The organism is Kitasatospora sp. NPDC048715, assembly GCF_043198905.1.
Lineage (GTDB): Bacteria > Actinomycetota > Actinomycetes > Streptomycetales > Streptomycetaceae > Kitasatospora > Kitasatospora lactacystinica.
Genome location: NZ_JBICVH010000018.1, coordinates 1 through 21,259 on the forward strand (window position 1 = coordinate 1; position 21,259 = coordinate 21,259).

Annotated in this window: 18 protein-coding genes; 2 read left to right on the forward strand and 16 right to left on the reverse strand. The window is 72.3% G+C overall.

Features of this window, described 5'->3' with window-relative positions:
• Window positions 1-220 precede the first annotated feature (220 nt).
• The 16 genes from ACGFSC_RS30120 to rsmH all read right to left on the reverse strand — a co-directional run bounded on the left by ACGFSC_RS30120 (window position 221) and on the right by rsmH (window position 18,839).
• Window positions 221-1,570, reverse strand: a complete 1,350-nt coding sequence (locus ACGFSC_RS30120; RefSeq protein ID WP_359912798.1) for a DivIVA domain-containing protein — start codon at window positions 1,568-1,570, stop codon at window positions 221-223.
• A gap of 59 nt (window positions 1,571-1,629) precedes the next feature.
• Window positions 1,630-1,911, reverse strand: coding sequence for a YggT family protein (locus ACGFSC_RS30125; protein WP_030060143.1), 282 nt, complete (start codon window positions 1,909-1,911; stop codon window positions 1,630-1,632).
• A gap of 98 nt (window positions 1,912-2,009) precedes the next feature.
• Complete coding sequence (locus tag ACGFSC_RS30130) at window positions 2,010-2,627, reverse strand: cell division protein SepF (protein ID WP_224276937.1); 618 nt, start codon at window positions 2,625-2,627, stop codon at window positions 2,010-2,012.
• A gap of 292 nt (window positions 2,628-2,919) precedes the next feature.
• Window positions 2,920-3,708 carry a YggS family pyridoxal phosphate-dependent enzyme gene (locus ACGFSC_RS30135; RefSeq protein WP_359912801.1) on the reverse strand — a complete coding sequence of 263 codons (789 nt, stop codon included), beginning with the start codon at window positions 3,706-3,708 and terminating at the stop codon, window positions 2,920-2,922.
• Window positions 3,708-4,439: a peptidoglycan editing factor PgeF gene (gene pgeF, locus ACGFSC_RS30140; protein ID WP_359912804.1), complete on the reverse strand. Its 732-nt coding sequence runs from the start codon at window positions 4,437-4,439 to the stop codon at window positions 3,708-3,710. Before pgeF ends, ACGFSC_RS30135 begins: the two co-directional genes overlap by 1 nt.
• Window positions 4,436-5,668, reverse strand: coding sequence for a cell division protein FtsZ (gene ftsZ, locus ACGFSC_RS30145; RefSeq protein ID WP_359912807.1), 1,233 nt, complete (start codon window positions 5,666-5,668; stop codon window positions 4,436-4,438). Before ftsZ ends, pgeF begins: the two co-directional genes overlap by 4 nt.
• Before the next feature lie 364 nt (window positions 5,669-6,032).
• Complete coding sequence (locus ACGFSC_RS30150; protein ID WP_359912810.1) at window positions 6,033-6,809, reverse strand: FtsQ-type POTRA domain-containing protein; 777 nt, start codon at window positions 6,807-6,809, stop codon at window positions 6,033-6,035.
• Entirely contained in the window at window positions 6,802-7,908 is a 1,107-nt protein-coding gene (gene murG, locus ACGFSC_RS30155; protein WP_359912813.1) for an undecaprenyldiphospho-muramoylpentapeptide beta-N-acetylglucosaminyltransferase, read from the reverse strand. Before murG ends, ACGFSC_RS30150 begins: the two co-directional genes overlap by 8 nt.
• Window positions 7,909-7,914: 6 nt before the next feature.
• Window positions 7,915-9,228, reverse strand: coding sequence for a putative lipid II flippase FtsW (gene ftsW / locus ACGFSC_RS30160; RefSeq protein ID WP_359912816.1), 1,314 nt, complete (start codon window positions 9,226-9,228; stop codon window positions 7,915-7,917).
• 102 nt (window positions 9,229-9,330) lie between these two features.
• Window positions 9,331-10,779 (reverse strand): UDP-N-acetylmuramoyl-L-alanine--D-glutamate ligase, encoded by a 1,449-nt coding sequence (gene murD, locus ACGFSC_RS30165; RefSeq protein ID WP_359912819.1) that lies wholly within the window; start codon window positions 10,777-10,779, stop codon window positions 9,331-9,333.
• On the reverse strand, window positions 10,776-11,837 hold the full coding sequence (gene mraY / locus ACGFSC_RS30170; protein WP_359827635.1) for a phospho-N-acetylmuramoyl-pentapeptide-transferase: 1,062 nt from the start codon (window positions 11,835-11,837) through the stop codon (window positions 10,776-10,778). The genes murD and mraY overlap by 4 nt, the downstream gene beginning before the upstream one ends.
• Window positions 11,837-13,240 (reverse strand): UDP-N-acetylmuramoyl-tripeptide--D-alanyl-D-alanine ligase, encoded by a 1,404-nt coding sequence (murF, locus tag ACGFSC_RS30175; protein ID WP_359912822.1) that lies wholly within the window; start codon window positions 13,238-13,240, stop codon window positions 11,837-11,839. The genes mraY and murF overlap by 1 nt, the downstream gene beginning before the upstream one ends.
• Window positions 13,237-14,889 (reverse strand): UDP-N-acetylmuramoyl-L-alanyl-D-glutamate--2,6-diaminopimelate ligase, encoded by a 1,653-nt coding sequence (locus tag ACGFSC_RS30180; RefSeq protein ID WP_359912825.1) that lies wholly within the window; start codon window positions 14,887-14,889, stop codon window positions 13,237-13,239. The genes murF and ACGFSC_RS30180 overlap by 4 nt, the downstream gene beginning before the upstream one ends.
• Before the next feature lie 7 nt (window positions 14,890-14,896).
• The gene (locus tag ACGFSC_RS30185; protein WP_359912828.1) at window positions 14,897-17,122 is read right to left on the reverse strand and encodes a penicillin-binding transpeptidase domain-containing protein; all 2,226 of its coding nucleotides are present in this window, start codon (window positions 17,120-17,122) and stop codon (window positions 14,897-14,899) included.
• 73 nt (window positions 17,123-17,195) lie between these two features.
• Window positions 17,196-17,732, reverse strand: coding sequence for a cell division protein FtsL (locus tag ACGFSC_RS30190; RefSeq protein ID WP_359912831.1), 537 nt, complete (start codon window positions 17,730-17,732; stop codon window positions 17,196-17,198).
• Between the two features lie 132 nt (window positions 17,733-17,864).
• Window positions 17,865-18,839 carry a 16S rRNA (cytosine(1402)-N(4))-methyltransferase RsmH gene (rsmH, locus tag ACGFSC_RS30195; protein WP_359912834.1) on the reverse strand — a complete coding sequence of 325 codons (975 nt, stop codon included), beginning with the start codon at window positions 18,837-18,839 and terminating at the stop codon, window positions 17,865-17,867.
• Between the two features lie 538 nt (window positions 18,840-19,377).
• Between rsmH and ACGFSC_RS30200 the strand changes: the two genes are divergently transcribed.
• Together ACGFSC_RS30200 and ACGFSC_RS30205 are read left to right on the forward strand one after the other, a co-directional pair.
• Window positions 19,378-19,920: a carbonic anhydrase gene (locus ACGFSC_RS30200; RefSeq protein WP_224283459.1), complete on the forward strand. Its 543-nt coding sequence runs from the start codon at window positions 19,378-19,380 to the stop codon at window positions 19,918-19,920.
• Between the two features lie 289 nt (window positions 19,921-20,209).
• Window positions 20,210-21,259: an AAA family ATPase gene (locus tag ACGFSC_RS30205; RefSeq protein ID WP_380357231.1), complete on the forward strand. Its 1,050-nt coding sequence runs from the start codon at window positions 20,210-20,212 to the stop codon at window positions 21,257-21,259.

Below are 21,259 nucleotides of genomic sequence, written 5' to 3' on the forward strand. Positions count from 1 at the left end.
GCCCCGCGCCCCCCCCTGGGGGTGGGATTTTTTAAAATCACCCAGCCCCCGGAGCACCCACCCCCGGAGCCGCCCCCGGCCCCCCACCCTCCCGAAAGCCCCCACCCACCCGAGAACCACCCACCCACCCGAGAACCACCCACCCCACCACAAACAAGGGCGCCCCCTCCCCGACCCGGAGGTCGAAAAGGGGGCGCCCTCAAAAGGCTCTGCTACAACCTCAGTTGTCGCCGTCCTCGTCGATCAGGAAGCCCCGCATCGGCGCCGGAGCCTGCTGCATCGGCTGCGGCGGCTGCGGTCGGACGGCCGCCATCGGCTGGGTCATCCCGGCCGGCTGCATCTGCGGCGCACCGCTGTTGCCACCGGTCGACTGCCCGCCGAAGCTCGGCGCCGAGGTGTTGCCGCCGAAGGCGCTGTTCCCGCCGAAGGACGGCGAGTTGCCTCCGAAGGACGGCTGGTTGCCGCCGAAGCTCGGCGCACCGCTGCTCATCGCACCGGCACCGGCCGAGGCCATCGACGAGGCCGCCGGCGGCAGCGACGCGGTGGCGGGGATCCGCGGCGGAGCGAGCGAGTCGTCGGCCTGCGACTCCAGCTGGCGCAGCTGGGTCTCCAGGTACGACTTCAGTCGCGTGCGGTACTCACGCTCGAACGCCCGCAGGTCTTCGACCTTGCGCTCCAGCGTGGCCCGCGCCGACTCCAGCGATCCCATCGCGACGCGGTGCTTCTCCTGCGCGTCCCGCTCCAGCGCGTCGGCCTTCGCACGGGCGTCGCGCTCCAGGCCCTCGGCCCGGCTGCGCGCCTCGCCGACGATCTTGTTGGCCTCGGAACGGGCCTCGGAGATCGCCTGGTCGGCGGTCTGCTGAGCGAGCGCCAGCACGCGGGCGGCACTGTCGCCGCCGGGGCCCTGCTGCTGCATCGGGCCGCCCATGGGGCCGCCCATCTGCTGCGGGCCGCCCATGGGGCCGCCCATCGGCTGCATCTGCTGCTGGCCCATGCCCTGGCCCATCGGGTTGCCCATCTGCTGCGGGCCACCGGGACCGCCCATGGGCTGCAGCATCTGACCGCCCATCGGCTGGACCAGCTGCTGCTGGCCGCCCATGGTCTGGTTCATCTGCTGCTGCGGGCCGCCGGCGGGAAGCTGCGGCGCGGATCCGGCGGGCAGGCCGAGGGGCTGGTTGCCCATCTGCTGCTGCTGCTGCTGAGGGCCGGGGCCCATCTGCTGGGGACCACCCGGGCCCATCTGCTGCGGGCCGCCGGGGCCCATCTGCTGCGGACCACCCGGACCCTGCTGGCCGGGGACCGGCGGGCCGGATATGGCGGCCGGCACCGGAGCGCCGCCCTGTCGGGGCGCGTCCTGCTGCGGCTCCTTGCGCAGGTTGGCCTGGTTCTGCGCGGCGGCACGAGTCGCGGCGGCCAGCTTGGCGCGCAGGTCCTCGTTCTCCCGGAGGAGGCGGGTCAGCTCCGCCTCGACCTCGTCGAGGAAGGCATCGACCTCGTCCTCGTCATAGCCTTCACGCAGGCGGACGGTCGTGAACTGCTTGTTCCGAACGTCCTCGGGGGTCAATGGCATCTCTTCACCTCAACGTGATCGTCGGCACACCGGCATCCTGTCGCATCGCTCACCTACGACTAGGGGTGCACAAGCGAGATCAGGACATACACAATGATCATCAGTACGAAGAAGGACAGGTCGAGCGCCACGCCCCCGAAACGCAACGGCGGAATGAGCCGCCGAAGAAGCTTGAGCGGCGGATCCGTGACAGTGTACGTGGCCTCCAGGACCAGGACCATGGCCTTGCCGGGCCGCCACGAACGCGCGAACTGGAAGACCCAGTCCATGACCAGCCGTACGAGCAGGAACACCAGGAAGACGGTCAGGGCGTAGTAGAGCACCGCCCACACGATGTCCATCGCGTATCCCTCTCCCCGGTCCCGATCCCTCGGGCCTGCCGCTCGTCACCTGTCGCCAACCACTGTTGATCAGATCCACACGTAAAGTCGTGGCCGGGTCAGCTCTGGTTGAAGAACCCACCCTCGGCGATCCGAGCCTTGTCCTCCGCCGTGACATCGACGTTAGCAGGCGACAGCAGGAACACCTTCTGTGTCACGCGCTCGATACTGCCGTGCAGACCGAAGACGAGTCCAGCCGCGAAGTCTACGAGGCGCTTCGCGTCGGTGTCGTCCATCTCGGTCAGATTCATGATCACGGGGGTCCCGCCACGGAACTGTTCCCCGATGGTACGGGCCTCGTTGTAGGTCCGGGGGTGCAGCGTGGTGATGCGGTAGGGCTCTCGTTCGTTCACGACCTTGGGCATGATCACCGGTGCGCTCTTCTCCAGGTTGTGGCGACGTTCGGGTGTGATGGACGACACGGGGGCCATCCTCGGAGTCTCCTGGCGGATCGGCACCGCCGCGGGCACCGGCTGCGGGGTGATCGAGGAGACCGGGGCGGGCGCGGCGGCCGCGGGAGCCGGGGCCGGCCGGGGGATGTCCTCGGTCCGCTGGCCCGTCCGGATCGGTTCGGGGTCCGCGTCGTAGTCGTCGTCGGGGTCGTACCCCTGGCCGTCGTACGTCTCGTCCTCCACGAGGCCGAGGTAGACCGCCATCTTGCGCATTGCGCCGGCCATGCTCCTGTCTCCTCCGCTCATAGCCACCTCGCTCGCGCTCGGTGGCGGCTTCGCGATGCGCGCACCTTCTGATGGTCGCTTCGCTCGTTCCGTACGGACCGGCTCCGGCCCGGGCCGTACGGCCCCGCCTGCGGATTCCGCGGTCCCTCCACGACGGCGTGTCAGCCCGACGGCCGGTCAGATGCGTGGAGTGGGGGCCGCGGAGCTGCGATCCACGGTTCGCTAGCGCTCCGAAGAGCTGCTAGATTCTGTCCTATTTTGTCCTGCTGTCTGATCTACTTACCCGGTGACGTTACCTGAGGGGTGACCTCACTCCGAGTACCGCCGTTCCGACGCGCACATGTGTCGCTCCGGCGGCAATCGCCTGCTCAAGGTCACCGCTCATCCCTGCGGAGACCATGGTGGCAGCCGGATGGGCCGCCCGTACGGCGGTTGCGATTTCCGCCAGCCGATCGAAGGCCCGGGCCGGGTCTCCGGCCAGCGGGCCGGCCAGCGGAGCGACGGTCATCACACCGTCCAGCCGCAGCCCGGGCGTGTCGGCGATCGCGTCGGCCAGTTGCGCGACGTCCTCCGGCGCGACCCCCGCCCGGTGCTCACCCTCCCCGTGCGCCTTGTCCAGCGCCACCTGCACCAGGCAGCCCAGCTCCGGGCGCTCCGCCTTGAGCACCGCCGCGGAGAGCGACTCGACCAGCCGGAGCCGGTCCACCGAGTGCACGTGGTTCGCGTAGCGGACGACCGAGCGGACCTTGTTGGTCTGCAGCTGGCCGACGAAGTGCCAGTCAAGAGGAAGGTTTCTGCACTGCTCCGCCTTGGGAGCGGCGTCCTGGTCCCGGTTCTCCGCGACGTCCGTCACCCCGAGACCGGCCAGCAGCGCGGTGTCCTCGGCGGGGTAGGTCTTGGTGACGACGACCAGGGTGACCTCCTCCCGGGCGCGCCCGGCGGCCGCGCACGCGTCCGCGATCCGGCGCTCGACCACGTCGAGGTTGGTGCCGAGTTCCTCGTACCGGTCCCGCTGGCCCTCCGTCAGCGCCGCGGTGAACTCGGGGCTTCCCGGGAACGGTCCGTAGATGTCGTTCGTCATCAGTGATCAGAGCCCAACCAGACGTAGCTCGCGAGCCGGCCGGTGCGCTGCTCGCGGCGATAGGAGTAGTGATCGGCGGATTCAAGGGTGCAGACCGGTGATCTCACCAGTTCCTTGACCCCCACCGCGGCCAGCTGGGCCGCGACTCCCTCCGGCACGTCCAGCGCCGGAGTCCCCCAGGAGGTCTCGGCGAAGGCCTCCGGCACCACCGCGGCGACCTCGGCGCGCAACTGCGCCGGCACCTCGTAGCAGCGGCCGCAGACCGCGGGCCCGGTGGCGGCGGTGATCCGCGAGGGCTCCGCGCCCAGTTCGACCATCGCCCGGACGGCCGCGGGCACCACCCCGGCCGCCAGCCCGGGCCGGCCCGCGTGGGCCGCGCCCACCACGCCCGCCACCGGATCGGCCAGCAGCACCGGAGTGCAGTCGGCCGTCAGCACCGCCAGCGCGAGCGGCCGGTCGGAGACCACCGCGTCCACCGTCGGGGCCTGACCGGGCGGCTGGCGCCCGGTCACCACGGCGACCTCGGCGCCGTGCACCTGGTTCATCCACACCACGTCGGCCGGGTCGAGACCCAGCTCCCGGGCGGCCAGCGCCCGGTTCTCCCGCACGGCCTCCGGGTCGTCCCCCACCGCGCCGCCGAGGTTGAGCTCCCCGTACGGCGAAGTGCTCACCCCGCCCCACCGGGAGGTGAAGGCGAAGTGAGCACCCGCGCGGATCGAGTGATCGATCACTTAAGGAAGTCCGGGACGTCGAGCTCCTCTGCCGGGCTCTCCACGAACGGCTGCCGGGCCGGCTGCACCTGCGGCGGCACCGGGGCGGCGGTGGTGGTGGCCGAGGTCTCGGCGGTCCGGCTCGACGACGCGGTCGAGGACTCGCCCTCCGAGCGGGACGTCACCGAGCCGATGCTCCCGTAGGACGGGCGGCCGGCCGGACGCTCCGGGGCGGCCGGCGGGGTGGCCGGGCGCTCCGGAGCGGTGGACTTGACCACCGGGTCGCGGACGATCGCCGGCGGCTGCCCGCCGTCGAAGCCGGCCGCGATGACGGTGACCCGGACCTCGTCGCCGAGCGCGTCGTCGATGACCGCACCGAAGATGATGTTCGCCTCGGGGTGGGCGGCCTCGCTGACCAGCTGGGCCGACTCGTTGATCTCGAACAGGCCGAGGTCGGAGCCGCCCGAGATGGACAGCAGCACGCCGCGGGCGCCGTCGATCGAGGCCTCCAGCAGCGGCGAGGAGATCGCCATCACGGCGGCGGCCTTGGCGCGGTCCTCACCGCGGGCCGAGCCGATGCCCATGAGCGCCGAACCGGCCTCCGACATCACGGACTTGACGTCGGCGAAGTCGAGGTTGATCAGACCCGGGGTGGTGATCAGGTCGGTGATGCCCTGGACACCGGAGAGCAGGACCTGGTCGGCCGAGCGGAAAGCGTCGAGCACGCTGACCTGGCGGTCCGAAATGGACAGCAGTCGGTCGTTGGGGATCACGATGAGGGTGTCGACCTCTTCGCGCAGGGAGGCGATTCCGTCCTCGGCCTGGTTGGCCCGGCGCCGTCCCTCGAAGGTGAACGGACGGGTGACCACGCCGATGGTCAGGGCGCCCAGGGAGCGCGCGATGTTGGCGACGACGGGCGCGCCGCCCGTGCCCGTGCCACCGCCCTCACCGGCGGTCACGAAGACCATGTCGGCCCCCTTGAGGACCTCCTCGATCTCCTCGCGGTGGTCCTCGGCGGCCTTCCGGCCGACCTCGGGGTTGGCGCCGGCGCCGAGGCCCCGGGTGAGTTCACGGCCCACATCGAGCTTGACGTCGGCGTCGCTCATCAGGAGGGCCTGCGCATCGGTGTTGATCGCGATGAACTCGACGCCCTTGAGACCGACCTCGATCATCCGGTTGATGGCGTTGACACCACCGCCGCCGATTCCGACGACCTTGATGACTGCGAGGTAGTTCTGCGGTGCTGCCACGTCGAAGGCCTCTCGCCTCGAATTTCCGGGTCGGCCCGACCCGGGGCGGGGCCGTACCGACGGATGTCGATGGGTAGGGAGCCTGGTTTCTGACTGAATGTCCGAAATGCCGACCGCCGACCCCAACCCTAAACTTGACCTTTAGGGTTAGTTCTGTGCCTCCGTCACATCACCAGGAAACACAGTCTGGTGACACAGGACACTAGGTGGCTCCGGGCACGCGTTTCAACGAACACGCCGAGCTTCCCTTTTTCTTTTGAGCCTATGTGATCATCGGCCGGCATAGGAAACCGGGGGTGACCACCAAGAGTCGGGCCGACACTTCAAGGCGTCAACCCCTCCCTCAGGCAGAGAACCTACCGGATCATCCCGACACCGCCGGCGCCTCCGGCGCCGTCACGTCGAAGTTCGTGCCCTTCTGGTTCATCAGTGCGACCAGCACCCTGGCCTTCCGGTCGATCTGCTCCGGACTCCCCCAGCGCACCGTCGCACCCCCGCTGAGCTGCAACTCGATGTCATCGTAGGAGTGCACCAGCACCGAGCCGGCCCGCTTGGCGACCTCCGGCGGCAGCCCGGCGGCCACCGCCACCGCGCCCTGCACCAATTGCGGACGGGAGATCACCCCGTCCACGTCGTTCGCCTGCTGACTGAGTCGCAGCTCGACCACCGGAACGCCCTCCGGCGGAGCCGGTTCGGTGGCGAAGCTCACGCCCCCGGCATCCACCTGGGTGAACTGGCCGTCATCCCCCTTGACGGCGGCCACCGCCTTGCGCTGGACGACCTTCACCCGCAGGGTGTGCGGCCAGCCCCGCCACACCTCGGCCTCGGCCACCCGGGGGATCCCCTCCACCCGGTGCCGGACGTCGTCCAGGTCCACGCGCGCCAGCGGGCCGTCACCGAGCCCGCCGACCGCCGCGCGGACCTGGTCCGCCGTCAACTTGTCGTCGCTCATGCCCTGGACCGCGACGCTGCGCACGTCCAGGACCGAGGAGAGGAACACCAGCCAGGCCAGCACGCCGAGCACCGTGGCGCCGAGCACGCCCAGCACCACGATGCCCCGCCGGGAGAGCCGGAGGCGGGGAGCGGACTCCTCCACCTCCAACTCCTCCTCCAACGGGTCGGCGAGCCGGCCGTCAGCCACGGCGGCGGCCGCCGCGGTGGGCCTGGATCGCCTCGTAGACCATGCCGACCAGCAGGTCGTCGGCGTCCCGGCGGCCGAACTCGGCGGCCGACCGGCTCATGTCCCACAGCCGCTGCGGGTCGGTGAGCACCGGCAGCACGTTCTGGAGCACCCAGTCCGGGGTCAGCTCGGCGTCGTCCACCAGCAGGCCGCCGCCGGCCTTGACCATCGGCTGGGCGTTCAGCCGCTGCTCGCCGTTGCCGATCGGCAGCGGGACGAAGGCGGCGGGCAGGCCGACGGCCGCCAGCTCGGCCACCGTCATGGCGCCGGCCCGGCAGAGCATCATGTCGGCGGCCGCGTAGGCCAGGTCCATCCGGTCCAGGTACGGCACCGGGCGGTACGGCGGCATCCCGGGGACGTCCGCCACCTGCGGCAGCTCGTTCTTCGGGCCGACCGCGTGCAGGATCTGCACGCCGTACTGCTGGAGCCGCGGGGCGATCGCGGTGATCGTCTCGTTGAGCCGGCGCGCGCCCTGGGAGCCGCCGGAGACCAGCAGGGTGGGCAGCCGCTGGTCGAGGCCGAAGTAGTGGCGGGCCTCGGGGCGGGCCGCGGCGCGGTCCAGGGTGGCGATGGTCCGGCGCAGCGGGATGCCGATGTACCGGGAGTCGCGCAGCTTGCTGTCCGGCGTGGAGACCGCCACGAAGTCGCTGTAGCGGGCGCCGATCTTGTTGGCCAGGCCCGGGCGGGCGTTCGCCTCGTGCACCACGATCGGCACGCCGGCCCGCTTGGCGGCCAGGTAGGCGGGCATCGCGACGTAGCCGCCGAAGCCGACCACGGCGTCCGCGTTGACCCGCTCGATGATCTCCTGGGCGGCCCGGACCGTGCCGCGCAGCCGGCCGGGGACGGTGATCAGCTCCGGGGTGGGCTTGCGGGGCAGCGGCACGGCCGGGATGAGCTCCAGCTGGTAGCCGCGCTCGGGGACCAGCCGGGTCTCCAGTCCGCGCTCGGTGCCCAGGGCGGTGATCCCGACGGACGGGTCGTGCCTGCGGAGGGCATCCGCGAGGGCCATGGCCGGCTCGATGTGACCGGCGGTCCCCCCGCCGGCGAGTACGACATGCACCGAAATTCACCGCTCCCTGCGTGCCGGCCCCGGGGCCGGGCGCGCTGTGGTTCGTCGTCGTGGCAGCACCCGGGCCAGTTGTCTCCTGATCCGGGAGTTCTTGCTCCGGGCGGCCAGGGCCGCCTTCGCGCCCGAGGTACTGCGCGCCAGGCACAGCAGCACTCCGATCGCGGACATGGCCGACAGCATGGCGGAACCGCCGTAGGAGAACAGCGGGAGCGGGACGCCCGCGATGGGCAGCAGTCCCAGCGCCGACCCCAGGTTGATCATGGCCTGCGCCATGATCCAGGTGGTGGCGGCTCCCGCGGCGTACCTGACGAAGGGGTCCTTCGTACCGATGGCCACACGGATACCCGCGTAGCCTAGTGCCGAGAAGAGACCGAGGACCGACAGCGTCCCCACCAGACCGAGTTCCTCGCCGGTCGCGGCGAAGATGAAGTCGGTGTGCGCCTCGGGCAGCTGGCCCCATTTCTCCACGCCGGCGCCGAGGCCGGTGCCGAAGCCGCCGCCGTTGGCGAACGCGAAGACGCCGTGCAGGGCCTGGAAGCAGGCGCCCTCCGGGTCGAGCTTGGTGACGCCGATGCAGCTCAGCCGCTCCGCCCGGTGCGGCACGGTGACCACCAGGGCGGTGCAGACCACCACCGCCACCCCGAGGGTGGCCACGAACAGCCGCAGCGGCGCGCCGACCATCCAGAGCAGCGCGAACACCATGGCCACCAGGATCATCGAGGTGCCCATGTCGCCGCCGAACATGATCAGCGCGAGCAGCAGCAGGGCCCCCGGCACCAGCGGCACCAGCAGGTGCTTCCACGAGTTGAGGGTGCCGGCCTTCTGCTTGCGGGCGAGCAGGTCGGCGCCCCAGAGCACCAGCGCGAGCTTGGCGAACTCCGAGGGCTGGAACTGGAAGAAGCCGAAGTCCAGCCAGTTCTGGTTGCCGTTGATCCGCACCCCGATGCCGGGGATGGCCACCAGCGTGAGGGCGCCGATCACAGCGATCATCACCGGGTAGGTGATCACCCGCAGCACGGCCACCGGGACGGAGGCGAAGCCGATCAGCAGGACCAGGCCGAGGATGGCCGCGATCAACTGCTTGAGGAAGTAGTACTGCGCCGTGTGGTGCTGGTTCAGGGCGAGGATCTGCGAGGCCGAGAAGACCATCATCAGACCGAGCACGACCAGCAGCAGGGTGCTGCCGACGACCAGCAGGTACGGGGTGAGCGGCCGGTCCAGCCAGTACCGGACCCGGGCCCGGAAGGCCTGGACGCGGGCCAGTGGACCGGCCGACTTGTACTTGGTCGTGGTGGCGGAGATCACTCTCATCGGCTCGGCGGCGTCCCGCTTCTCAACGCCGGAATCCGCTCTGCCCTGCCCCGCCACCGCTCCCCGCTCACTGTTCTCCGTCCGACGCCCGCGCCGGACCGCCTACTCGCCCGCCAGCTCCCGGACGGCCGCCGCGAAGAGGTCGCCGCGCTCGCCGTAGTTGGTGAACATGTCCATCGAGGCGCAGGCCGGTGCCAGCAGCACCGTGTCACCCGATCGGGCGAGCGACGCGGCCGTTCGAACGACCTCGGCCATCGCCACCGCGCCAGTCTGGCCCTCGGCCGCCTCGATCACCGGCACATCCGGAGCGTGTCGCTCCAGCGCCTCCCGGATCAGCGCCCGGTCCTCGCCGATCAGCACCACCCCGCGCAGCCGCTCGGCCGCGCCCTGCACCAGGTCGTCGAAGGTCGCGCCCTTGGCCAGGCCCCCGGCGATCCAGACGATCGGCCGGTAGGCGGCCAGCGAGGCGGCCGCCGCGTGGGTGTTGGTGGCCTTGGAGTCGTCGATGTACGCGACCTCGCGGACCACGCCGACCTCGGCGATCCGGTGGGCGTCCGGGCGGAAGGCCCGCAGGCCCTCCCGGACGGCCTTCGGGTCGACGCCGTACGACCGGGCCAGCGCCGCCGCGGCGAGCGCGTTGGCGATGTTGTGCGGGGCCGGCGGGTTGACGTCCTCGACGGCGCCCAGCTCGGCCGCGTTCTTGGCCCGGTCCTCGACGAAGGCCCGGTCCACCAGCAGTCCGTCCACCACGCCGAAGTTCGACGGGCCGGGCGCGCCGAGGCCGAAGCCGATCGCCCGGCAGCCCTCCTCGACGTCGGCCTCGCGGACCAGCGCCTCGGTGGCCGGGTCGGCCAGGTTGTAAACGCAGGCGACGACGTTGCCCTCGTAGATCCGGCCCTTGTCGGCGGCGTACGCCTCCATCGAGCCGTGCCAGTCGAGGTGGTCGGGTGCCAGGTTGAGCACCGCCGCCGAGTACGGGCGCAGCGAGGGCGCCCAGTGCAGCTGGTAGCTGGAGAGCTCGACGGCGAGCACGTCGTACGGCTCCTCGGCGAGCACCGCGTCCAGCACCGAGACCCCGACGTTGCCGACCGCGGCGGTGCGCCGGCCGGCGGCGGTGAGGATCGAGGCGAGCATCTGGACGGTGGTGGTCTTGCCGTTGGTGCCGGTGACGGCCAGCCAGGGAGCGGGCTCGCCGGTACCGGGCAGCGGCCTGCGCAGCCGCCAGGCCAGCTCGACGTCGCCCCAGACCGGCACCCCGGCCGCCTCGGCGGCGGCGAACAGCGGGCTGTCCGGCGCCCAGCCGGGCGAGGTGACGATCAGTTCGGTGCCCTCGGGCAGGCTCGCCCCGTCGCCGAGCCGCACGGTGACGCCCAGCGCCTCCAGCTCAGCGGCCCGGGCGACCAGGCCGGGCCCGCTGCCGCCGTCCACCACGGTGACCCGGGCGCCGAGGCCGTGCAGGACGCGCGCGGCGCTGATGCCGGAGACGCCGAGCCCCGCGACGGCGACCGGCAGGCCGCCGAAGTCCGGGTTGGTCAGGTCGGGGTCGGTCATCCGGTCACCCATCCCGCGTAGAACAGTCCGAGGCCGACGGCGACGCACAGGCCCTGGATGATCCAGAACCGGACCACGATCAGGACCTCGGTCCAGCCCTTGAGTTCGAAGTGGTGCTGCAGTGGCGCCATCTTGAAGACGCGCTTGCCGGTCATCCGGAAGGAGCCGACCTGGATGATCACCGAGAGGGTGATGATCACGTAGAGGCCGCCGAGCAGGGCGAGCAGCAGCTCGGTGCGGGAGCAGATCGCCAGACCGGCCAGGGCGCCGCCGAGGGCGAGCGAGCCGGTGTCACCCATGAAGATCTTGGCGGGCGAGGTGTTCCACCACAGGAAGCCGAAGCAGGAGCCCATCAGGGCGGAGGCCACGACGGCGAGGTCCAGGGGATCGCGGATGTCGTAGCAGTTGGCGGTCGCGGTGATGGCGTAGGCGCAGCTCTGGGTGTGCTCCCAGATGCCGATGAAGGTGTAGGCGCCGAAGACCATCACCGAGGCACCGGTGGCGAGGCCGTCCAGACCGTCCGTCAGGTTCACGCCGTTCGACATCGCGGCGATCATGAAGTACGCGAAGATGACGAACAGGACGGGGCCGATCGCCCACTTGAAGTCCCGGACGAAGGACAGGCTCTGGGACGCCGGGTTGAGCCCGCGGTCGTCCGGGAACTGCATCGCCAGGACGGCGAACCCGAGACCGACGATCGACTGGCCGGCCAGCTTCGCCTTGGCCCGCAGGCCCAGCGAGCGGCGCTTGACCACCTTGATGTAGTCGTCCAGGAAGCCGACCAGGCCGAGACCCGCGGTCAGGAAGAGCACCAGCAGCCCGGAGGCCGTCGGGCTCTCGCCCGTTATCGCCTTCGTGGCGAAGTACGCGATCAGGGTCGCCAGGATGAAGGCGATGCCGCCCATGGTGGGCGTGCCCTTCTTGCTGTGGTGCGCCTTGGGGCCGTCGTCACGGATGTACTGGCCGTAGCCGTGCTTCGCGAGCACCTTGATCAGGGCCGGGGTGCCGAGCAGCGACAGGATGAGACCGATCATCCCGGAGAAAAGGATCTGCTTCATTATTCGGCCACACCGTCCGCCAGGAGGGCCTCGGCCACCTTCTCCAGCCCCACCGAACGGGAAGCCTTCACCAGGACCACATCCCCCGGCCGCAGCTGACTGCGCAGCAGCTCGACCGCCGCGTCCGCGTCGGACACCAGCACCGACTCCTCACCCCACGAACCTTCGTTCCTCGCGCCGAGTTCCATGCAGGCCGCCTCGCGTCCGCCGACCGCCACCAGCTTGGTGACGTCGAGCCGGACCGCGAGCCGCCCGATGGCGTCGTGCTCGGCCAGGCTCTCCTCGCCGAGCTCCCGCATCTCGCCGAGCACCGCCCAGGTGCGGCGGCGCTCCGGGCCCCGGCCCCCGATCGAGACGAGCGCCCGCAGCGCGGCCCGCATCGAGTCGGGGTTCGCGTTGTAGGCGTCGTTCACGACGGTGACACCGTCGGCCCGGTCGACGACCTCCATGCGCCAGCGGGACAGCGCACCCGCTTCGCCCAGGGCTGCCGCGGTGTCGTCGACGGACATCCCGAGCTCCACCGCCACCGCGGCGGCGGCGAGGGCGTTCGAGACGTGGTGCTCACCGTACAGGCGCAGCTGCACGGTCGCGGAACCGGCCGGGGTGGTGAGCGTGAAGGATGGCCGCCCGGTGGCGTCCAGGCGAACGTCGGTGGCCCGTACGTGGGCGTCCGGTGATTCCCCGAACAGGACCACCTTCGCCTTGGTGCGGGAGGCCATCGCGCGCACCAGCCGGTCGTCCGCGTTCAGGATCGCGGCACCGTCGGCGGGCAGCGACTCCACCAGTTCGCCCTTGGCCTCGGCGATCGCCTCCTGGGAGCCGAACTCGCCGACGTGGGCGGTGCCGACGTTGAGGACCAGGCCGATCCGGGGCGGGGTGATCGAGGTGAGGTACTCGATGTCGCCCTTGTGCCGGGCGCCCATCTCCATCACCAGGTGCCGGGTGCCGGCCTCGACCCGCAGCGCGGTCATCGGGTGGCCGATCTCGTTGTTGAGCGAGCCGGGCGGGTAGACCGTCTCGCCGTGGCGCTGGAGCAGCTGGGCGATCAGGTCCTTGGTGCTGGTCTTGCCGGCCGAGCCGGTCAGCGCGACCACGGCGGTGCCCTCGGCACGGGCGACCACGGCGCGCGCCAGCCTGCCGAGCGCCTCCACCACACTGTCGACCAGGACGGCGGGCACGCCGACCGGGCGGGAGGCCAGCACCGCGACGGCGCCGTCCCCGACCGCCTTGGCCGCGTAGTCGTGGCCGTCCACGTGCTCGCCGACGAAGGCCGCGAACAGGCCGCCGGGGACCACCTTCCGCGAGTCGACCTCGACCGGGCCGGTGACCAGGGCGTCCGGGTCGGCGCCGTCCAGCGTGCCTCCGACGGCGGCGGCCACCTCGGCGAGGGTCAGTGCGATCACTGCTGCTCTACTCCTCGGTCGCCCCGCGCGGCCGCGGTCCGCGCGATGGACTCGCGCAGCACCTCCCGGTCGTCGAAGGGGCGGATCTCGTCTCGTACGTACTGGCCGAGCTCGTGGCCCTTGCCGGCCACCAGCACGGTGTCCCCCGCCCGCGCGCGGGCGACGGCGAGTGCGATCGCCTCGGCCCGGTCGGGGACGACCAGGACGGCTCCGCGCTCGGCCTCGGGCACCGCGGCGGCGCCGGTCAGCATGGTGGCGAGGATCGCCAACGGGTCCTCGCTGCGCGGGTTGTCGCTGGTCAGCAGGGCGGTGTCGGCCAGGCGGGCGGCGATGGCGCCCATCGGGCCGCGCTTGTGCGGATCGCGGTCGCCGCCGCAGCCGACCACGACGTGCAGCCGGCCCTCGGTGACCTGGCGCAGCGAGGCGAGGACGGCCTGGAGGGCGTCCGGCTTGTGGGCGTAGTCGACGACGGCGACGAACGGCTGTCCGGCGTCCACCCGCTCCAGCCGGCCGGGCACGCCGGGGACGGCGGCGACGCCGGCCACGGCCCGCTCCAGCGGCAGCCCGGCGGCGACCAGCACGGTGATCGCGGCGAGCGCGTTGGCGACGTTGAACGGGCCGGGCAGCGGGACGGAGGCGTCGGCCTCGGCGCCGTCCGGGCCCAGCACCCTGAAGGTGGAGCCGACCGGCCCGAGTCGGACGTCCACGGCCCGCCAGTCGGCCCCGGCGGCGCCGGTGGCGGAGAAGGTGGTCACCGGGATCTCGGCCTCGGCGGCGAGCCGGCGGCCGTACTCGTCGTCCAGGTTGACCACGCCCCGGCGGGACTTGCCGGGCTGGAAGAGCCGCGCCTTCGCCTGGAAGTAGTCCTCCATGTCCGGGTGGAAGTCGAGGTGCTCGGGGGTCAGGTTGTTGAACAGCGCGACGTCGTACGCGACGCCGTCGGTGCGGCCGAAGACCAGGGCGTGGCTGGAGACCTCCATGGTCACCGCGTCGGCGCCGCGCTCGGCCATCACGCCGAGGATCGCGTGCAGGTCGGTGGCCTCGGGGGTGGTGCGCTCGCTCTTGATCCGCTCCTCGCCGACCCGCATCTCGACGGTGCCGATCACGCCCGGGCTGCGCCCGGCGCCGCGCAGGCCGCCCTCGACCAGGTAGGAGGTGGTGGTCTTGCCGTTGGTGCCGGTCAGCCCGAGCATCAGCAGCCGCCGGGAGGGGCGGCCGTAGACGATCGCGGCCAGCTCGCCCATGACGGCCCGCGGCCGGTCGACGACCAGCAGCGGCAGGCCGGTGGCGGCCGCCTGCTCGACGCCGGCCGGGTCGGTGAGCACCGCCACCGCGCCGGACTCCGCGGCCTTGGCCGCGAAGGCCGCGCCGTGGTGGTTGGCGCCCGGGAAGGCCACGTACACGTCGCCCGGGCGGACCGCGCGGGAGTCGTGGGTGACACCGCTGACGGCGCCGCCCTCGACGGGCGGCAGGCCCAGTTCGGCGGCCAGCTCGGCGAGCGGCAGGGCGGTGGTCCCGGTCGGGCGGGGCGGACTCACGGTGGTTTGATCGGGTTTCGGCACGGCGGGAAGGCTATCCGCCGAAGGGTGTCCAGGGCCAAACCGGCCCTTCGCCGCGCCGTGCTCCGGCCCGGCCGGTTCGTTGCTCATCGCTCGTTCACGGCTTCCAGTCGACGGTGAGGTTGGGCGCCTGGCTGCCGCTCGGCGGGACCTGCATGGTCTTCAGGGTGAACTCCATCACCTGCTTGAACACCGGGCCGCACAGCTGGCCGCCGAAGTGGCCGTTGACCGGGCCCTGGAGGGTGCAGGAGACGGTGTACCGGGGGGCGTCGGCGGGGGCGAAGCCGATGAAGGAGGCGGTGTAGCCGTCGTAGCCGACGCCGTTGGCGGCGCCCCGGTTGGCGGTGCCGGTCTTGCCCGCGACCCGGTAGCCGGAGATGGCGGCCTTGCCGCCGGTGCCCTGCTCGTCGTCGACGACCGACTCCAGCATCGAGGTGAGGGTCTTGGCCGTCTCCGGGCTGACCACCCGGGTCTGCTCCCCCGGCGCGCTCGGCGTGTACTTGCCGTTCGGGTCGGTGACGCCCTGGACGATGCTGGGCGCGACCCGCACCCCGCCGTTGGCGATGGTGGAGTAGACCGAGGTGGCCTGCAGCGCGTTCATCTGCAGCGGGCCCTGGCCGAAGGAGATGTTGTACTTCTCCGAGGCGACCAGGTCCTCCGGTTTCTTGAGCATCCCGGGGGTCTCCCCGGGGAAGCCCAGGCCGGTCGGCCGGGCCACGCCGAACTTGCGCATGTAGCCGTCCAGCACCTGGTTGGCCTTCAGCTGGTCGCCGTCGCCGAGGGTCTCGACCGCCTCGATGGTGCCGATGTTGGACGACTTGGCGAGCACCCCGGCCAGGGTCAGGTACCAGGGGTCGTGGTCGATGTCGTCCTTGAACTGCTGCCCGGCCCGGACCAGCCGGTTGGGCACGGTGACCTTGGTGTCCCAGGTCGCCTTGCCGGAGTCCAGCACGGCGGCCAGGCTCATCAGCTTGGCGGTGCTGCCCGGCTCGTACGCGTCGGCCAGGGCGGGGTTGCCCAGCTGCGCCTGCTTGGACAGGCTCAGGTCGTTCGGGTTGAAGCCGGGCGCGGTGGCCATCGCGAGGACCTGACCGGTCTTCACGTCCTGGACCACCACGTAGCCCTTCTCCGCGCCGGAGTTGGCCACCTGGTCGGTGATCGCCCGCTGGGCGGCCCACTGGATGTCCCGGTTGATGGTCAGCTTCACGTCGTCGCCCGGCACGGCCGGCTCCATCGAGCCCCCCGCGGTGGGCACCAGCCGCCCGCCCGACTGGGCGTAGCTGCTGTGGCCGTCCTTGCCGGCCAGCAGCTTCTGGTACTGGAGCTCCAGGCCGCCGGCGCCCTCGCCCTCGGCGTTGACGAAGCCGACCAGGTTGGCCGCCAGCCCGTCCGCGGGGTAGATCCGCTTCTGGGTCTCCCGGTTGAACACCCCGGCCAGCGGGTTGGCGCACTCGTTGTCCACCCGGGTGCGTCCGCCCTGGTCGGCGGGCTTGCCGAGCAGCCTCTTCTGGGCCTGGCAGGCCCGCGAGCCGGCCTGCTTCTCCAGGCCCGACTTGAGGTCGCTGATCTGCTTCTTGGCGGCCGGGGTCTGCTGGGCCGCGAGCCGCTTGTAACGGCTCTTGGGGGTGTGCAGGTCGGCGGCGATCTTCTCCTTGGGCACGCCGAGGATCGGCGACAGCAGCGCGGCCGCCTGCTCCGGCGCGTCCGGGATGCCGGTCGCCTCCGGGGTGAACATCGCCGGGTCGGCGGTGATGTCGTACGCGTCGACGGTGGCCGCCAGCGAGACCCCGTCGGAGGACGTTATCGAGCCGCGTTCGGCGGTGATCGGGATGTTCAGGTAGCGGTTGGTGTTGGCGTCGGCGGCCAGCGCGTCGGCGTCCACCAGCTGGAGCTGCACCAGGCGGCCCGCGAAGACGGAGAACACCAGCGACAGCACCACGCTGATCACCCGCAGCCGGCGCTTCGGCTCGGCCAGTTTGAGCGCCTTGGGGCGCAGCGACGGACGGCTCCGCGGGCGCACCGCCGCCTGGCTGCGGGCCGGCGGGCGTCCCTCGGGGCCGCGCTGCTGCGGCGCCCGCGGGGTACGGCCGACGGAGGCCGACCTGGCGGGCTGGGCCTTGGCCGACTGGCTGCGGGCGGGCTGCCCCTTCGCCGGCTGGCTCCTGGCCGGTTGGCCCTTCGCGGGCTGGCCCTTCGTGGGCTGGCCCTTGACCGGCTGGCCGCGGCCGGAGCCGGACTGCGCGCGCGGCGCGCCGCCGCGGGGCACCGGACGGCGGCCGTTGCCGCCGCCGGACCCACTGGTGGGCTGACGTGGAGTGCTCATGCGACCACCTCGCTGCGCTCGGCGGACGCTTCGCACCATTCGTACCTGTTGACGGTTCGCCCGTTCCGCCCGCTCACCGGCCGGCACCCCCGCTCGGCTTCGCGCCCGCGGCGGGCGGGACCGGGTTGAGCTGGATCACCGAGTCACCGGCGGACGCCGCCGGGGTCGGCGCCGGCGGCGGGGCGGCGGGCGACGGGGCACCGCCCGGCTGCGGCGCGGCCGGCGACGGTCCGGCGCCGGGCTGGGCGGCACTCGGCTGGGCCCTGGTCGGCCACGGCTCGGCCGTGGAGCGCTTGACCGGCGGGCTGTCCTGCGCCGGGCCCGGGGTGCCGATCACCTTGCCGCCGTTCGGGACGTCCAGGAAGGCCATGCCGCCGGCCGGGACCATGCCGAGCTCGGCCGCGCGCCGCGACAGCGCGTCCGGCGCCGAGCTCTTGTCGATCTCGTGCTGGAGGCCCTGCTGCTCGTCGGTCGCCGTCGTGGTCTGCTTCTGCAGCCGGGACAGCTCGAAGGAGCCCTCGTTGAGCGCGGTGTTCAGCGTGAGCAGGCCGAGCAGCCCGGCCGCCAGCAGCACCACGATGAGCACCGCGAACGGCGTGCGCCGCCGCACCGGGCGCCTGCCCGGCCGGACCGTGATCCGTGCCCTGCCCTGCCTCGGGAGTCCTCCCCGCCCCGCCCGGACCTCACCGGCCACCGGCCCCACCGCTCTCCTCCGCCCTTCGGACCCGCCGGGACCGGTTCGTCAGCCCCGCTTGCTACGGTCCCTGATCCTCTCCGCCACCCGCAGCCGCACGGGCGCGGCACGCCGGTTCTCCTCGATCTCCTCCTCGGTGGCCAGCTCGGCACCGCGAGTGATCAGTTTGAGCCAGGGCTGGTGCTCCTCCGGGATGAACGGCAGGCCCGGCGGAGCGGTGCTGGTCGCACCGGCGGCGAAGCACTGCTTGACCAGGCGGTCCTCCAGCGACTGGTAGGACATCACCGCGATCCGGCCGCCCACCGCGAGGACGTCCAGCGCGCCCGGGATCGCCCGGTCCAGGACCTCCAGCTCGCCGTTGACCTCGATCCGCAGCGCCTGGAACGTCCGCTTGGCCGGGTTCCCGCCGGTCCGACGGGTCGCCGCCGGGATGGCGTTGCGCACCAACTCGACCAGACGCGCGCTGTTGGTGAACGGTTCCTTCTCCCGCTCCCGCAGGATCACCGAGGCGATCTTCCCGGCGAACCGCTCCTCGCCGTACACCTTGAGGATCCGGGCCAGGTCGCCGTGGCTGTAGGTGTTCAGCACCTCCGCCGCGCTGATCCCCCGGGTCTGGTCCATCCGCATGTCCAGCGGCGCGTCCTGCGCGTACGCGAAGCCGCGCTCGGCCTCGTCCAGCTGCATCGAGGAGACGCCGAGGTCGAACAGGACGCCGTCCACCTCGTCGATGCCCAGGCGCTCCAGCACCTCGGGGATCTCGTCGTAGACGGCGTGCACCAGGGTGGCCCGGTCGCCGAACGGGGCCAGCCGCTCGCCGGACAGCTTCAGCGCCACCGGATCGCGGTCCACCGCGACCAGCCGCACCTGCGGGAACTGGGTCAGCAGCGCCTCGCTGTGCCCGCCGAGGCCGAGGGTGGCGTCGACCACGACGGCACCGGGGCGCGAGATCGCCGGGGCCAGGGCGTCCATGCACCGCTGGAGCATCACCGGAACGTGCTTGGGGCCCGGTTCGTTGGTGGTCATGCGCGGTGGCGCCCTTCCTCAGGTGCGGAGCAGCCCGACGTCCGGGAGCTGCGACCATTCTCGCCCACCGTGCCCCGGCACGACGAAGCGGCCCGTGGTCCCCGCCCGCTCAAGGGGAAGGTCGTGACCGCCCGGCGCCGGGGAAGGTGCGCCAGGTGGGCACGGAGCGGGAGGAGGCCACGGACCGCGTCGACCGGGCCGCACCGGCCGGGAAGGCCCGGTTGACGGGCCCCGGCGGGTGTGCTCCACTGCGCCGCAAACTCTATCGCGCGGGCCTTGCCAGTCAATGGTCCGCTCCGGCGCACCACCCGGGCGGCGGTACGGATCACCGCAGGTCGCGGGCGTGCGGGTGGACCGGTGGCGGCACGGATCGGGGGCCTTCGACGGCCGGCGCGCGCCCCCTTCCCGCCCCGCGTGCGGGTCACCCCGTACCGGCCCGGACGGACCCTCCGGTTGTGGCGATGCACCCGATCGCGGCGCCCGGTTCTGTAGCTCCCCGCTCCACCGCGCGGTCCCGATCCGCACTAACGTCGCCACCATGACAGTGACACCCGACCGGCCCTCGCCGAACGCCGCTGCCGCTCCTGCCAGACCCACCGTCATCGACCGCTTCGTCACGGCCAACCGCACCTACGCCGTGACCTTCCAGGACGGCGGGATGGACGCCCGCCCGGTGCAGAAGATCGCCGTGGTCGCCTGCATGGACGCCCGCCTCGACCTGTTCGCGGCGCTCGGCCTCGAACTCGGCGACGCGCACGTCATCCGCAACGCCGGAGGCGTCGTCACCGACGACACCATCCGCTCCCTGACCATCAGCCAGCGCGCCCTCGGCACCCGCTCGATCGCGCTGATCCACCACACCGGCTGCGGCCTGCTCGGGCTCACCGAGGACTTCCGCCGCGAGCTGGAACTGGAGGTCGGCCAGCGCCCGCAGTGGGCGGTGGAGGCCTTCGTCGACCTGGACGGCGACGTCCGCCAGTCCATGCAGCGCGTCCGCACCTCTCCCTTCCTGCTGCACACCGACGACGTCCGCGGCTTCGTCTTCGACGTCCACACCGGCCTGCTGCGCGAGATCGACTGAGTTCTCCGTCCGCTCGTCCCCGGGCCCGCCGCAGCCGCCCGGAGACGAGCGGACCGGCCACCCGCGGTCCAGGCATTCGGGAACCTCCGAATGGTGACTTCTGGCCATCCCGCGGGGGAGAATGCGCCTGCCGGTCGGACCCCGAACCACCTGGGGCGGCCAGGCCGCAGGCCGCCTTTCCCGGCGCCGGATCCTCGTTCGGAACCGCCCCCGGGACGGCCGCGTCAAGCATGGGGTGGGGCCCGGCCTCGGGACGGGGCGGGCACAGGGTGCCAGGGAGCGTAAACGGGTGACGAGCTACAACGATCAGGCCGGACTCGGCAGTCCTGCGGGGGGCGAGCAGCAGAGGGCGAACGGGTACCAGCCGGTCGGGCTCCCCGAGCTCGCCGCGGTCGTCGACCGCGTCCGTGCCAACGTCGAGAGCGTGATCGAGGGCAAGCCGGAGGCCGTCCGGATCGCCCTGACCGTCCTGCTCGCCGAGGGCCACCTGCTGCTGGAGGACGTGCCCGGCGTCGGCAAGACCATGCTGGCCAAGGCGCTCGCCCGTTCGCTCGACTGCACCGTGCGCCGCATCCAGTTCACGCCCGACCTGCTGCCCTCGGACGTCACCGGCACCAACATCTACGACCAGCAGCGGCACGACTTCGAGTTCCGCCCGGGCGCGATCTTCGCCCAGGTCGTGGTCGGCGACGAGATCAACCGCGCCTCGCCCAAGACCCAGTCCGCGCTGCTGGAGTCCATGGAGGAGCGCCAGGTCACCATCGACGGCACCAGCTACGAGCTGCCCTCGCCGTTCATGGTCGTGGCCACCCAGAACCCGGTCGAGATGGAGGGCACGTACCCGCTGCCGGAGGCCCAGCGCGACCGCTTCATGGCCCGGATCTCGATCGGCTACCCCAGCCCCGAGGCCGAGCTCGCGATGCTGGACGTGCACGCCGGCGCCAGCCCGCTGGAGGACCTCCAGCCGGTCGCGCACGCCTCCGACATCCTCAAGCTGATCGACCTGGTCCGCGGCGTGCACATCGCCGACCCGGTCCGCCGCTACGCCGTCGACCTGGTCGGCGCCACCCGCACCAGCCCGGAGCTGCGCCTGGGCGCCTCCCCGCGCGCCACCCTGCACCTGGTCCGGGCCGCCCGCGCCGCCGCCGCGCTGGACGGGCGCGACTACGTCACCCCGGACGACATCCAGCGCCTCGCCGTCCCGGTCCTGGCGCACCGTCTGATGCCGACCGCCGAGACCCAGCTCAGCCGCCGCACCTCCGAGCAGATCGTGACCGACCTGGTCGCCCGGCTGCCGCTGCCGCGCCCGCAGGGCGGCCCGGCCGTCCGGAGGGGCTGA

Bases quoted from the DNA above. Each gene is read 5' to 3' on its own strand.
- ACGFSC_RS30180 (WP_359912825.1), bottom strand. From the start codon at position 14,889: ATGAGCAACGAACCGGCCGGGCCGGAGCACGGCGCGGCGAAGGGCCGG.
- ftsW (WP_359912816.1), bottom strand. From the start codon at position 9,228: ATGAGAGTGATCTCCGCCACCACGACCAAGTACAAGTCGGCCGGTCCA.
- mraY (WP_359827635.1), bottom strand. From the start codon at position 11,837: ATGAAGCAGATCCTTTTCTCCGGGATGATCGGTCTCATCCTGTCGCTG.
- rsmH (WP_359912834.1), bottom strand. From the start codon at position 18,839: ATGACCACCAACGAACCGGGCCCCAAGCACGTTCCGGTGATGCTCCAG.
- murD (WP_359912819.1), bottom strand. From the start codon at position 10,779: ATGACCGACCCCGACCTGACCAACCCGGACTTCGGCGGCCTGCCGGTC.
- ACGFSC_RS30200 (WP_224283459.1), top strand. From the start codon at position 19,378: ATGACAGTGACACCCGACCGGCCCTCGCCGAACGCCGCTGCCGCTCCT.
- ACGFSC_RS30125 (WP_030060143.1), bottom strand. From the start codon at position 1,911: ATGGACATCGTGTGGGCGGTGCTCTACTACGCCCTGACCGTCTTCCTG.
- ACGFSC_RS30185 (WP_359912828.1), bottom strand. From the start codon at position 17,122: ATGAGCACTCCACGTCAGCCCACCAGTGGGTCCGGCGGCGGCAACGGC.
- ACGFSC_RS30130 (WP_224276937.1), bottom strand. From the start codon at position 2,627: ATGGCCGGCGCAATGCGCAAGATGGCGGTCTACCTCGGCCTCGTGGAG.
- ACGFSC_RS30120 (WP_359912798.1), bottom strand. From the start codon at position 1,570: ATGCCATTGACCCCCGAGGACGTTCGGAACAAGCAGTTCACGACCGTC.
- ACGFSC_RS30135 (WP_359912801.1), bottom strand. From the start codon at position 3,708: ATGACGAACGACATCTACGGACCGTTCCCGGGAAGCCCCGAGTTCACC.